This is a genomic window from Pseudomonas protegens, from assembly GCF_013407925.2.
In the GTDB taxonomy this organism is placed as follows: Bacteria; Pseudomonadota; Gammaproteobacteria; order Pseudomonadales; family Pseudomonadaceae; genus Aquipseudomonas; species Aquipseudomonas fluorescens_AP.
The window spans coordinates 2,046,320-2,059,905 of record NZ_CP060201.1; the positions used below are offsets into that span (position 1 = coordinate 2,046,320).

The window sequence follows — 13,586 nt, forward strand, 5'->3', positions numbered from 1 at the left end:
CTTGAACTAAAGGGTAAACAACAGGAGATAAGGCGCCACCACTATCCCCTAACGAGCCAAGGAACAGCTGGCCTTCAAGGACCACGAAAATCAACTGGAAAGCCCGCATTACGTGGCATCCAGGCCATCCACAGGATTACGGATGGTTTTTTCGAGAAACCTGCAGCAGGAGCCGCCGGCAACATTCAAGGGCAAACCAGAACAACAAGGATCGGTTGTACACAACTTGAGTGCATTTATTTAGTCACTCTGAACTTAGTCTGCCTGCACCCGACACTACAGCGTACTTCGCTGTACTTACGAGTGCGCAACAACAGCTGGCAAACATTAACTCCGGCCATCTAATGGCGTGAATAACACAGAGGTAAATGCGATGCGCATCAGCATATTTGGTTTGGGTTACGTCGGTGCAGTCTGTGCCGGTTGCCTGTCCGCACGGGGCCATGAAGTGGTTGGCGTGGATATCTCGAAAGACAAGATCGACCTGATCAACGCCGGTAAATCGCCGATCGTTGAACCGGGTCTGGGTGAACTTCTGGCACAAGGGATTCAGACCGCTCGTCTGCGCGGCACCACCAACTTCGCCGAAGCCATCCGCGATACCGACCTGTCGATGATCTGCGTCGGCACCCCGAGCAAGAAGAACGGCGACCTGGAACTGGACTACATCGAATCGGTGTGCCGCGAGATCGGTTTCGTCCTGCGCGACAAGGCCACCCGCCACACCATCGTGGTGCGCAGTACCGTCCTGCCGGGCACGGTGAAGAACGTGGTGATCCCGATTCTCGAAGACTGCTCGGGCAAGAAGGCCGGGGTGGACTTCGGCGTCGCGGTGAACCCCGAGTTCCTGCGCGAAAGCACCGCGATCAAGGACTACGACTTCCCGCCCATGACCGTGATCGGCCAGTTCGACCAGGCCTCCGGCGATGTGCTGCAAGCGCTGTACGAAGAGCTCGACGCGCCGATCATCCGCAAGGACATCGAAGTCGCCGAGATGATCAAGTACACCTGCAACGTCTGGCACGCGACCAAGGTCACCTTCGCCAACGAGATCGGCAACATCGCCAAGGCCGTGGGTGTGGACGGCCGTGAAGTGATGGACGTGGTCTGCCAGGACAAGACCCTCAACCTGTCCCAGTACTACCTGCGCCCGGGCTTCGCCTTCGGCGGCTCCTGCCTGCCCAAGGACGTGCGCGCCCTGACCTACCGCGCCGGCTCCCTGGACATCGAGGCGCCGCTGCTCAACTCGCTGATGCGCAGCAACGAATCCCAGGTACAGAACGCCTTCGACATCGTCTCCAGCCATGACAAGCGCAAGGTCGCCCTGCTCGGCCTGAGCTTCAAGGCCGGCACCGACGACCTGCGCGAGAGCCCGCTGGTGGAACTGGCGGAAATGCTCATCGGCAAGGGTTTCGACCTGAGCATCTACGACAGCAACGTCGAATACGCCCGGGTCCACGGTGCCAACAAGGACTACATCGAGTCGAAGATCCCCCACGTCTCGTCCCTGCTCAACTCGGACTTCGACGCGGTGATCGGCAATTCCGACGTGATCATCCTCGGCAACCGCGACGAGAAGTTCCGCGCCCTGGCCGAAGACGTCCCCCACGGCAAGCAGGTCATCGACCTGGTGGGCTTCATGTCCAAGGCCACCAGCGCCCAGGGCCGTACCGAAGGCATCTGCTGGTAAGGCAGCGGCAAGCTTCGAACCTCCAGCCGCAAGTGAGAGCACCACGCTTGAAGCTTGCGGCTTGGAGCTTGCAACTGATTTTAGGATGCAGATTATGCACAGGCTAAAGCACGGCCTGCTTCAGGCCGCCGGTTGGCTGTTCTACTTGAGTTTGCTGATGGGCATGGCCTTGCTGCTGCCCGCATCGACCTTCGACTCGCAGTCCAAGGACTTCATTTTCCTGATTGGCGCCGTGGGCATCTGGCGCTACTCGATGGGCGCCACGCACTTCGTGCGCGGCATGCTGTTTCTCTACGTGGTCTACCCGCACCTGCGGCGCAAGGTGCGCAAGCTCGGCCGCGCGGCGGACCCGTCCCACGTGTTCCTGATGGTCACCAGCTTTCGCATCGATGCGCTGACCACCGCCCAGGTCTACGGCTCGGTGATCCGCGAAGCCATCGACTGCGGCTTCCCCACCACCGTGGTCTGCTCCATCGTGGAAATGTCCGACGAGCTGCTGGTGAAAAGCCTGTGGGCGCGGATGAACCCGCCGGAGCGGGTCAAGCTGGACTTCGTGCGCATCCCCGGCACCGGCAAGCGTGACGGCCTGGCCTTCGGTTTCCGCGCCATCTCCCGGCACCTGCCGGACAACCGCGCGGTGGTGGCGGTGATCGACGGCGACACCGTGCTCGGCGAAGGCGTGGTGCGCAAGACCGTGCCCTGGTTCCAGCTGTTCGACAACGTCGGCGGCCTGACCACCAACGAATTCTGCGAAGTGCGCGGTGGCTACGTGATGAGCGAATGGCACAAGCTGCGCTTCGCCCAGCGCCACATCAACATGTGCTCCATGGCCCTGTCCAAGCGCGTGCTGACCATGACCGGGCGCATGTCGGTATTCCGCGCCACCGTGGTCACCGACCCGGACTTCATCGCCGACGTGGAAAGCGACTCCCTGCAGCACTGGCGCCTGGGCCGCTTCAAGTTCCTCACCGGCGACGACAAGTCCAGCTGGTTCAGCCTGATGCGCCTGGGCTACGACACCTTCTACGTGCCCGACGCGGCGATCAACACCGTGGAACACCCGCCGGAAAAGAGCTTCATCAAGGCCAGCCGCAAGCTGATGTTCCGCTGGTACGGCAACAACCTGCGGCAGAACGCCCGGGCACTGGGCCTGGGGATCAAGCGCCTGGGACTGTTCACCAGCGTGGTGCTGTTCGACCAGCGCGTGTCGATGTGGACCTCGCTGCTGGGCCTGACCGTGGCCATCATCGCCAGCGTCAAGTACGGCACCGCCTTCCTCCTGGCCTACCTGCTGTGGATCGGCATCACCCGCCTGATCCTGACCCTGCTGCTGTCCTGCTCGGGGCATCGCATCGGCCCGGCCTACCCCTTGATCCTCTATTACAACCAGATCGTCGGCGCCCTGGTGAAGATCTACGTGTTCTTCCGCCTCGACCAGCAATCCTGGACCCGCCAGGACACCAAACTGACCCGTGATCTCGCCAGCTTTCAACGTTGGTTCAACACCTGGTCGTCTCGAACCATGACCTTCTCCGCCGGCAGCGTGTTCGTCGCCGTGCTGCTGCTGATGGTCTGACCCGACTTGCCTGAATGAACTAGGAAATCGACTCTATGAACACCGCCGTGAACGTCAACGTAGTGCATGAATCCGAAGCCCAACGCCAGCACGCCCGGGTCAAGATCCCGGCCAAGCTGCGCTTCTTCGGCAACGAGGCCAAGCCCCTGGAAGTGCGGGTCCACGACCTCTCCGCCGGCGGCCTGAGCTTCAAAGCCGGGCAGCAGATGCTGACCGTGGGGGCCGTGCACAAGGGCCGCCTGCAATTTGTCATCGACAACCTCGGCCTGGCCATGGACGTGGAATTGCAGATCCGCTCCTTCGATCGCCAGAGCGGCCGCGTCGGCTGCCAGTTCCAGAACCTCGAACCCCAGGACATCTCCACCCTGCGCCACCTGATCACCTCGCACCTGGCCGGCGACATCGTCAGCATGGGCGACGTGCTCGCCACCCTGCAGCGCGACAACTTCACCAAGGCGCGCAAGACCAAGGACAGCGGCAGCGGCATGACCACCATGGGCCGCCTGCGGGCCGTGACCTTCAGCGCCGGGATCTTCATCGTCGGCCTGGCCGCCTTCGGCTTTGTGCTCAAGTCGGTGTACGGCATGTACTTCGTCAGCCACGCCCAGGCCGGGCTGGTCAACGTCCCCGGCATGAACGTCACCATGCCCCGCGACGGCACCGTGCAAAGCCTGGTGCAGACCGACGGCAGCGTGGCCAAGGGCGCGCCCCTGGCCAGCTTCAGCACCAGCATGCTGGACGTGCTCAAGGGCCACCTGGACGAAAACCAGCTGCAACCGGCCAAGGTCGAGGAGCTGTTCGGCAAGCAGATGACCGGCACCCTGACCTCCCCCTGCGACTGCACCGTGGCCCAGCAGCTGGTGGCCGACGGGCAGTACGCGAGCAAGGGCGACGTGATCTTCCAACTGGTGCCAAAGGGCAGTCAGGCCACTGTCGAGGCGCGCTTCTCCTACCGCCAGTTCGGCGACGTGCGCCCGGGCACCAAGGTCAACTTCCAGATCGCCGGCGAGGATGACGTGCGCACCGGCACCATCGTCAGCAGCACCAGCCTCAACAGCAGCGACCTGTCCTCCGACATCCGCGTGCAGATCAAGCCCGACGCGCCGCTGAGCAGCGCCTTCGTCGGGCGCCCGGTGGAAGTCAGCAGCGACCGCGGCCCGTCGATGAACTGGCTGATCGACAAAGCCATGGCCGCGGGTCTCTGAGCGGAGGACATGCCTGTGACTAGCCTTTTCATTGGCGAATGCTGCGCACTCGATCGCGAGCAAGCTCGCGCCTGCCAGAACACCGCCGCCCCCTGTAGGAGCGAGCTTGCTCGCGAAAGCTCGCAAGGCCGCCGCCATCTGGCCCTGTGCTCCCTGGCGCTGGCCCTGAGCCTGGCCGGTTGCGCCGGCCTGCCGGACCAGCGCCTGGCCAACGAAGCCCTGAAGCGCGGCGACACCGCCCTGGCCCAGCAGAACTACCGCCAACTGGCGGACCTGGGCTACAGCGAAGCGCAAGTGGGCCTGGCCGACATCCAGGTGGAAAGCCGCGACCCGGCGCAGATCCAGCAGGCCGAGGCCACCTACCGCGCTGCGGCCGATACTTCGCCCCGGGCCCAGGCGCGCCTGGGCCGCCTGCTGGTGGCCAAGCCCGGTTCCACCGAGGCCGAGCAGCACGAAGCCGAAGGCCTGTTGAAAAAAGCCTTTGCCAACGGTGAAGGCAACACCCTGATTCCCCTGGCGATGCTGTACCTGCAATACCCCCACAGCTTCCCCAACATCAACGCCCAGCAGCAGATCAGCCAATGGCGCGCCGCCGGCTACCCGGAAGCCGGTCTGGCCCAGGTCCTGCTGTACCGCACCCAGGGCAGCTACGACCAGCACCTGGCCGAGGTGGAAAGCATCTGCAAGGCCGCCCTCAACAGCAGCGACATCTGCTACGTCGAACTGGCCACCGTTTATCAAAAGCGCGGCCAGCCAGAGCAGCAGGCCGAGCTGATCAAGCAACTACAGGCCGGCTACAGCCGTGGCAGCGTCAGCGCCCAACGGGTCGACAGCGTGGCCCGGGTGCTGGGCGATGCCAGCCTCGGCAAGCCCGACGAAAAGACCGCCCAGGCCCTGCTGGAACAGGTCGCCCCCGGCTACCCGGCATCCTGGGTCAGCCTGGCGCAACTGCTCTACGACTTCCCCGAGCTGGGCGACGTCGAGCAGATGATGGAATACCTGGACAACGGCCGCGCCGCCGACCAGCCCCGGGCCGAACTGCTGCTGGGCAAGCTCTACTACGAAGGCAAGTGGGTGCCGGCGGACGCGAAAGTGGCCGAGGCGCATTTCCAGCAAGCCGTGGGCCGGGAAGTCGCCGCCGACTACTACCTGGGGCAGATCTACCGCCGTGGCTACCTGGGCCAGGTCTACCCGCAAAAAGCCCTGGACCACCTGCTGAGCGCCGCGCGCAACGGCCAGAACAGCGCCGACTTCGCCATTGCCCAGTTGTTCTCCCAGGGCCGCGGCACCCAGCCCAACCCAGTCAACGCCTACGTCTTCAGCCAGCTGGCCAAGGTCCAGGACACGCCCCAGGCCAACGAACTGGCCCAGCAGCTGGAACAACAACTGCCCCCCGGCCAGCGCGCCGAAGCCCAGCGCCTGCTGCAACAGGAACAGGCGGTGCGTGGCGCCCTGACCCAGAACACGCTGCAACTGCACGCCCTGCAGGAAGAAGACGGCGAGGAATCCCTATGAAGCTCAGCCCATACAACACAAACCCTGTAGCCGCTGCCGCAGGCTGCGACCGAGCGCGAAGCGCTCGCCACGCCAGCCCTCGCAAATCGCGGCCGCTGCGCGACCGGGCACACCCCGCCGCCACAATCACAGGCAAGCGCTTGTGCCTGTCGAAACTGGGCATGGCCCTGGGTTTTGCCATGCTCTGGTCCAACCCGACCCTGGCCGCCCTCACCGACACCCGGAACTTCGGCCTGGAAGTGAAGATCACCGGCCAGTCCGAAGATGATCGCGACCTGGGCACCCAGCGCGGCGGCGACGTCAACGGCATCGGCCTCGACCTGCGGCCCTGGGTCTATGGCGAAAGCGGCAACTGGAGCGCCTACGCCATGGGCCAGGCTGTGACCGCCAGCGACGTGATCGAAACCGACACCCTGCAACAGTCCGGCGACGACGCCAGCCAGCAGTCCAGCAACGATGACCGCAAGACCCAGAAGAGCTACCTGGCCATGCGCGAGTTCTGGGTCGGCTACAGCGGCTTCACCGCCTACCCCGGCGAGCAGTTGAAGTTCGGCCGCCAGCGCCTGCGCAACGACGACGGCCAGTGGCGCGACACCAATATCGAGGCGCTGAACTGGACCTTCGATACCACCCTGCTGCGGGCCAACGTCGGCGCCGCCGAGCGCTTCAGCGAATACCGCACCGACCTCAAGGAACTGGCGCCCAAGGACAAGGACCGCCTGCACCTGTACGCCGACGCCGCCTACCAGTGGACGCCCGGCCAGTGGGTGGGCATCCGCGCCCACCACACCCACGACGACGGCAAGCTCGACTATGCCCAGCCCGGCGTGGCCAGCGACCCGCTGGACAAGAAGCAGAACGGCGACCTGACCTGGCTCGGCCTGCAAGCCAACAGCGACGCCTACAACTTTCGCAACACCAATACCGTCAACTACTGGGCCAGCCTCACCGGCATGCGCGGCGACCGCGACACGGTCAACCCGCTGAACGCCGACGGCAGCCGCCCAGCCCAGGCCAAGCGCGGCGACAACCTCGACGGCTGGGCCACCGACCTGGGCGTGCGCCTGCGCCTGGACCCGAACTGGCAAGTGGGCGCGGCCTACGCCCGGGCCAGCGCCGAGTACGAGCAGAACGGCCTGGAAAGCAACCGCTCCAACTACACCGGCACCCGCTCCCGGGTGCACCGTTTCGGCGAAGCCTTTCGCGGCGAAATGAACAACATGCAGACCGCCACCCTGTTCGGCTCCTGGATGCTCAACGATGAATACGACGCCAGCCTGATCTACCACAAGTTCTGGCGCGTGGACGGCAATAAGCCGGTGGGCAGCAACGGCATCAACGCCGTGGACAACGACTATGACGGCAACGGCAACCTGCTCTCCAGCACCGCGCTGCCGCTGCAGGACGGCAAGAAGGACCTCGGCCAGGAGCTGGACCTGGTGGTCACCAAGTACTTCAAGCAAGGCCTGTTGCCCGCGGCCCTGAGCCAGTCGATCGACGAACCCTCGGCCCTGGTGCGGTTTCGCGGTGGCGTATTCAAGCCCGGCGACGCCTACGGCAAAGAGGTCGACTCCTACATGCACCGCGCCTTTATCGACGTGATCTGGCGCTTCTGATGCACGCCGCGAAGGGAGTCCCCACGATGAACTACTACCCTCACCACCGCCGCCTGAGCCTGCTGGCCGGCGCCCTGCTGCTGGCCAGCAGCGCCGCCTTCGCCAGCGTCGAAACGGCCAAGGCGCCGATCGTCGCCAAGGGCCTGCAGCAGGCCAAGACCTACACCGTCAGCAGCGCGCCCACCGAACCCCTGGCCCTGGCCAAGCCGACCCTGCCGGACCTATCCGGCTACACCGCCGAAGCCGTCGCGGCAAAGATCGTGCGCAGCCAGCCGGGCAAGATCAGCGTGCGCCGGATGATGCAGGAAGACGCCCTGAAGGACTTTATCGGCGGCGACAACAAGATGGCCGAATGGGTGGTGCGCCAGCACGGCATCCCCCAGGCGATCTTTATCGACGACGGTTACATCAACCTCAAGGACCTGGCCAAGAAACTGCCCAAGCAGTACATCAGCGAGACTGCGCCCGGGGTCTACCTGGCCCGCGTGCCGATCGTCGTCGGCCGCCACGGCATTCTCGAAATCGACAAACAGACCCGGGAGCTGCGCCTGTCCCAGGAAGGCGGCTCGTTCCTGGTCAACGACGGCCAGCTGTTCGTGCGTGACACCCAGGTCACCGGCTGGCGCGAACAGGACAACGGCCCGGCGACCTTCCGTTCGCCCAAGGAATTCCGCCCGTTCCTGCTGGCCTGGGGCGGCACCGAGACTTACATCGTCAACAGCCAGATGGCCAGCTTCGGCTACGCCAACTCCAAGTCCTACGGGGTGAGCATTTCCCAGTACACGCCGAACATGGCCAAGGTGCTCAAGCGCCCCGAGCCCACCGGCTGGATCATCGGCTCGACCTTCTCGGACATGTGGTACGGCTTCTACTGCTACGAAACCCGGGATTTTGTGCTCAAGGGCAACACCTACAAGGACAACATCGTCTACGGCATCGACCCCCACGACCGCTCCCACGGCCTGATCATTGCCGACAACACCGTCCACGGCACCAAGAAGAAGCACGGCATCATCATTTCCCGGGAGGTGAACGACAGCTTCATCTTCAACAACCGCAGTTACGACAACCACCTCTCGGGGCTGGTGATCGACCGTAACAGCGTCAACAACCTGATCGCCTACAACGAGATCTACCGCAACCACAGCGACGGCATCACCCTCTACGAGAGTGCCGACAACCTGATCTACGCCAACAAGGTGATCAGCAACCGCCGCCACGGCATCCGCATTCGCAACAGCGTGAACATCCGCCTCTACGAAAACATCGCCATGGCCAACGGCCTGACCGGGGTCTTCGGCCACATCAAGGACCTCTCCGACACCGACCGCGACATCAAGCTCGACCCGTTCGACGCCCAGGTTTCGCTGATCGTGGTCGGTGGCGAGCTGGCGGCCAACGGCAGCGGGCCGATGTCCATCGACTCGCCGCTGAGCGTGGAGCTGTACCGGGTGTCGATGCTGGCGCCGACCAAAAGCAGCGGCATCAGCTTCTCCGGGGTCCTGGGCGAGCGCCAGGATGAAATTCTCGACCTGCTGGTGCGCCAGCAGAAGGCCGTGCTGATCGACCCCGTCGAACGCCAGACCGAATTGCGCGATTGAGGATGACTTGCATGCACCCACACTGGATCAAACTCCTGGGCCTGTCGGCCCTGACCGCGGGGCTTCTCGCCGCCAGCGCTGGCGCCCGCGCCGACGGGGCCAGCGCGCCGAGCGCCGCCCCCAGCTTCAAGGCCGAGCCGTGCTGCAACCTGTGCCCGGCCGCCCACGATGCGAAGAACTACGTGACCCGCTACCAGCAGAACTTCACCACCCTGGTACAAGCCCAGGGCGACTGGCTGTTCCGCACCCAGGAAGATTTGCGCACCGAATTTGACACCACGCCCGAGGGCTACCGCCGCCTCAAGCAGTTGCACCAAGCCTTCAAGAGCAAGGGCGTGGAACTGGTGCTGGTCTATCAGCCGACTCGCGGCCTGGTGAACCGCAACAAGCTCAACCCGGCGGAGAAAGCCCGCTTCGACTACGACAAGGCGCTGAGCAACTACAAGGCCATGCTCGGGCGCTTCGCGCAGATGGGCTACGTGGTGCCGGACCTGTCGCCGCTGACCAACGAACAACTGCCAGAAACCCTGCCGGCCCACGACTTCTACTTCCGCGGCGACCAGCACTGGACCCCTTATGGCGCCCAGCGCACGGCGAAGATCGTCGCCGACAAGGTCAAGCAACTGCCAGCGTTCGCCGACATTCCGCGGCGTGAATTCGAAACCCACAAGTCCGGGCGCATGGGCAAGACCGGCACCCTGCACAACATGGCCGGCCAGCTGTGCGGCACCAGCTACGCCATCCAGTACATGGACCAGTTCACCACCGAGCCCAAGGGCGAGGCCGGCGACGGCGACCTGTTCGGTGATTCCGGCAACCCGCAGATCACCCTGGTGGGCACCAGCCACAGCGGCAAGAACTACAACTTCGCCGGCTTCCTCGAAGAGGCCATCGGCGCCGACATTCTCAACGTCGCCTTCCCCGGCGGTGGCCTGGAAGGCTCGATGCTGCAATACCTGGGCAGCGACGAATTCCAGAAGAGCCCGCCGAAGATCCTGATCTGGGAATTCTCGCCGCTGTACCGCCTGGACCAGGAAACCATCTACCGGCAGATGATGGCCCTGCTGGACAACGGCTGCGAAGGCAAGGACGCGCAGATGAGCGCCAGCACCACCCTCAAGCCGGGCAAGAACGAACTGCTGGTCAACAGCAAGAACCTGGACCTGCGCAACAGCGGCCATCAGGTCGACATCCGCTTCGCCGACACCTCGGTGAAAACCCTGCAAGCCACCCTCTGGTACATGAACGGCCGCCACGAGGACATAAAGATCGAAAAACCGGAAACGTCCGACACCGACGGGCGCTTCGCCTTCGAACTGCGCACCGATGAAGACTGGGCCACGCAGAACCTGCTGGCGGTCGAGATCCAGGGCCCGGAAGCGGGCACTGCGGGGCAGAAGGTCGAAGCGAAAATTTGCAAACGCAACGTATTCCCGAGCGCCGAGCAACGCACCGCGCAGATCGGGCAATGAGGTTACCTATGCAAAGCACAGACTTGAAACGCTTGTTGATACCCAGCCTGCTGGGGCTGGCCATGGTCACCGGCAGCGCCCAGGCCGCCGCGCCGCTGCGCCCGCCCCAGGGCTATTACGCCCCGGTGGACAAGTTCAAGAGCGGTGACCACAGCGAAGGCTGCGACGCCATGCCCACGCCCTACACCGGCGCCCTGCAGTTTCGCAGCAAGTACGAAGGCTCGGACAAGGCCCGGGCCACCCTCAACGTGCAGTCCGAACAGGCCTTTCGCGACACCACCGCCGACATCACCAAGATCGAGCGCGGCACCAGCAAACGGGTCATGCAGTTCATGCGCGACGGCCGCCCGGAACAGCTGGACTGCACCCTTGCCTGGCTCAGCGCCTGGGCCCAGGCCGACGCGCTGATGTCCAAGGACTTCAACCACACCGGCAAGTCGATGCGCAAATGGGCCCTGGGCAGCATGGCCTCGGCCTACCTGCGGCTGAAGTTCTCCGACTCCCACCCCCTGGCCACCCACCAGGAACAGGCACAGAAGATCGAAGCCTGGTTCAGCAAGATGGCCGACCAGGTGGTCAGCGACTGGGACAACCTGCCCCTGGACAAGACCAACAACCACTCCTACTGGGCCGCCTGGTCGGTGATGGCCACCGCCGTGGCCACCAACCGCCGCGACCTGTTCGACTGGACGGTCAAGGAATACAAGGTCGGCGCCAACCAGGTCGATGCCGACGGCTTCTTGCCCAACGAACTCAAGCGCCAGCAGCGGGCCCTGGCCTACCACAACTACGCCCTGCCGCCTTTGGCGATGATCGCCAGCTTCGCCCAGGTCAACGGCGTCGACCTGCGCCAGGAGAACAACAGCGCGCTCAAGCGCCTGGGCGAACGGGTGCTGGCCGGGGTCAAGGACCCGGAGCTTTTCGAGCAGAAAAACGGCAAGGCCCAGGACATGACCGACCTCAAGGTCGACTCGAAATTCGCCTGGCTGGAACCCTACTGCAGCCTCTACACCTGCGCTCCAGAGACATTGGAGCGCAAGCACAAGATGCAGCCGTTCAAGACTTTCCGCCTGGGTGGCGACCTGACCAAGGTCTACGACCCGGCCCACGAAAAAGGCAGCACAAACCCGTAGCACCTGAACCTGTAGCCGCTGCCGAGGCACGAGGCTGCGACGCGGTCCGCAGGACCGCCCCCAGGGGCCGCTTCGCAGCCCATCGCAGCCTCGTACCTCGGCAGCGGCTACAGAGAGCGTCATCAATGCAGTACGCCTCCCACGGTTTTTTCAGTGGGGGGTTTGGGGGGGCTCCGGCCTCTGACTATTGGTTAAACATGGAGAGATCGGGATGGTTTTCTCATCCAATGTGTTCCTGTTCCTGTTCCTGCCGATCTTTCTCGGCTTGTACTACTTGAGCGGGCAACGCTATCGCAACTTGCTGCTGCTGATCGCCAGCTATGTGTTCTATGCCTGGTGGCGCGTGGACTTCCTGGCGCTGTTCGCCGGGGTCACCCTGTGGAACTACTGGATCGGCCTGAAAGTCGGCGCCGCCGGTGTGCGCACCCGACCCGCCCAGCGCTGGCTGCTGCTGGGGGTGGCGGTGGACCTGTGCATCCTCGGCTACTTCAAGTACGCCAACTTCGGCGTCGACAGCATCAACGCCATCATGGCCTCCATGGGGCTTGAGCCGTTCATCCTGACCCACGTGCTGCTGCCGATCGGCATCTCGTTCTACATCTTCGAGTCCATCAGCTACATCATCGACGTCTACCGCGGCGACACCCCGGCCACCCGCAACCTGATCGACTTCGCGGCGTTCGTGGCGATCTTCCCGCACCTGATCGCCGGCCCCGTGCTGCGCTTTCGCGACCTGGCGGAGCAGTTCAACCACCGTACCCACACCCTGGACAAGTTCTCCGAAGGCTGCACGCGGTTCATGCAGGGTTTCATCAAGAAGGTGTTCATCGCCGACACCCTGGCGGTGGTCGCCGACCATTGCTTCGCCCTGCACAACCCCACCACGGGCGATGCCTGGCTCGGCGCCCTGGCCTACACCGCGCAGCTGTATTTCGACTTCTCCGGCTACAGCGACATGGCCATCGGCCTGGGCTTGATGATGGGCTTTCGCTTCATGGAAAACTTCAAGCAGCCCTACATCAGCCAGTCGATCACCGAGTTCTGGCGGCGCTGGCACATCAGCCTCTCTACCTGGCTGCGGGACTACCTGTACATCACCCTGGGCGGCAACCGCAAAGGCACCCTGATCACCTACCGCAACCTGTTTTTGACCATGCTCCTGGGCGGCCTGTGGCACGGCGCCAACTTCACCTACATCGTCTGGGGCGCCTGGCACGGCATGTGGCTGGCCATCGAAAAGGCCCTGGGCATCAACACCACCCCACGCAGCCTGAACCCGATCCGCTGGGCCCTGACCTTCCTGCTGGTGGTGATGGGCTGGGTGATCTTCCGCGCCGAGAACCTGCACGTGGCCGGGCGCATGTATGGCGCGATGTTCAGCTTCGGCGACTGGTCGCTGTCGGAACTCAACCGCGCCAGCCTCACCGGCCTGCAAGTGGCGACCCTGATCCTGGCCTACGCCACCCTGGCGTTCTTCGGCCTGCGTGACCTGTACCGCAACCCGGCGCCGGTCAAGGCCAAGCCTGAAGTCGACAGCCCCGCCGACGGCCCGGCCAGCGCCCAGCCCGGCCTGATCAAGGCGGTGCCCGGGGACAAGCCCGGCAGCATTCACCAGCCGGGCTACATCGTCGGCACCGAGGCCCAGGTGCAGCCGGCCTACTGGAGCGCCGACTGGTCGCGCTACGCCATGCGCGCCCTGGTGCTGCTGCTGTTCATTGCCTCGATTCTCAAACTCTCGGCGCAAAGCTTCTCGCCGTTCCTTTACTTCCAGTTCTGAG

At 64.1% G+C, this 13,586-nt stretch carries 9 protein-coding genes; all 9 read left to right on the forward strand.

From position 1 onward, the window contains the following. Positions 1 to 373 precede the first annotated feature (373 nt). The 9 genes from GGI48_RS09650 (at position 374) to GGI48_RS09690 (ending at position 13,585) form a co-directional block, all read left to right on the forward strand. Entirely contained in the window at positions 374 to 1,690 is a 1,317-nt protein-coding gene (locus GGI48_RS09650) for a nucleotide sugar dehydrogenase (RefSeq protein WP_179598016.1), read from the forward strand. A 94-nt stretch (positions 1,691 to 1,784) separates the two neighbouring features. Next, positions 1,785 to 3,266, forward strand: a complete 1,482-nt coding sequence (gene alg8 / locus GGI48_RS09655) for a mannuronan synthase (RefSeq protein ID WP_409565361.1) — start codon at positions 1,785 to 1,787, stop codon at positions 3,264 to 3,266. Positions 3,267 to 3,301: 35 nt separating this feature from the next. Next, complete coding sequence (locus tag GGI48_RS09660; RefSeq protein WP_179598018.1) at positions 3,302 to 4,471, forward strand: alginate biosynthesis protein Alg44; 1,170 nt, start codon at positions 3,302 to 3,304, stop codon at positions 4,469 to 4,471. A gap of 9 nt (positions 4,472 to 4,480) precedes the next feature. Continuing rightward, positions 4,481 to 5,986 (forward strand): alginate biosynthesis TPR repeat lipoprotein AlgK, encoded by a 1,506-nt coding sequence (gene algK / locus GGI48_RS09665; protein ID WP_179598020.1) that lies wholly within the window; start codon positions 4,481 to 4,483, stop codon positions 5,984 to 5,986. A 161-nt stretch (positions 5,987 to 6,147) separates the two neighbouring features. Beyond that, positions 6,148 to 7,602 (forward strand): alginate export family protein, encoded by a 1,455-nt coding sequence (locus GGI48_RS09670; RefSeq protein WP_179601962.1) that lies wholly within the window; start codon positions 6,148 to 6,150, stop codon positions 7,600 to 7,602. Further along, entirely contained in the window at positions 7,602 to 9,203 is a 1,602-nt protein-coding gene (gene algG / locus GGI48_RS09675; protein ID WP_179598022.1) for a mannuronan 5-epimerase AlgG, read from the forward strand. The genes GGI48_RS09670 and algG overlap by 1 nt, the downstream gene beginning before the upstream one ends. Before the next feature lie 11 nt (positions 9,204 to 9,214). Then, positions 9,215 to 10,675, forward strand: coding sequence for an alginate O-acetyltransferase (locus GGI48_RS09680; RefSeq protein WP_179598024.1), 1,461 nt, complete (start codon positions 9,215 to 9,217; stop codon positions 10,673 to 10,675). Positions 10,676 to 10,683: 8 nt separating this feature from the next. Next, on the forward strand, positions 10,684 to 11,808 hold the full coding sequence (locus GGI48_RS09685; RefSeq protein WP_179598026.1) for a mannuronate-specific alginate lyase: 1,125 nt from the start codon (positions 10,684 to 10,686) through the stop codon (positions 11,806 to 11,808). Between the two features lie 211 nt (positions 11,809 to 12,019). Then, complete coding sequence (locus tag GGI48_RS09690; protein ID WP_179598028.1) at positions 12,020 to 13,585, forward strand: MBOAT family protein; 1,566 nt, start codon at positions 12,020 to 12,022, stop codon at positions 13,583 to 13,585. Position 13,586: the final 1 nt, after the last annotated feature.